Genomic DNA, 464 nt, shown 5'->3' on the forward strand with positions numbered 1-464 from the left:
CCGCCCGCGCCGAGCAGGGTCGCCACGAGGGCCGTGACCGCTTCGTCGGACAGCGGGCGGCCGTCGGTCCGCGCGGTGCACAGCACCGACAGGAGGTCGTCGCGCGGGTGCGCCCGGCGGCGTACGACATGAGGGCGCAGGAAGGCGTCCAGGCCCGCCGGGACGGCGCCCAGGTGGGTCAGGCCGGCGCGGCACCAGTCGGTGACGGGGGCGGTGTCCGCGTAGGGCAGGCCGAGGGCGGCGACCACCGCGGCGGCGGGCAGCCAGTGGCAGAACTCCTCCACCAGGTCGGTCTCCCGCCGCCGGGTGAGGCGGCGGGCCAGTACGTAGGCGGTGCGTTCCACGGCTGCCTTCAATGCGGCCAGTGCGCGCCCTTGCAGCGCCGGGGAGACGAGGGCCCGGTGCGCGGTGTGCGTCGCCTCTTCGAGGTGGGCGAGACCGCGGCCGGGCGGTGGGGCGACGAG

At 77.4% G+C, this 464-nt stretch carries 1 pseudogene; it reads right to left on the minus strand.

Features of this window, described 5'->3' with window-relative positions:
* Positions 1 to 464, minus strand: a pseudogene (locus tag G3I40_RS41295) (cytochrome P450); the annotation flags it as partial.

Source organism: Streptomyces sp. SID14478 (assembly GCF_010548525.1).
Taxonomy (GTDB): Bacteria; Actinomycetota; Actinomycetes; order Streptomycetales; family Streptomycetaceae; genus Streptomyces.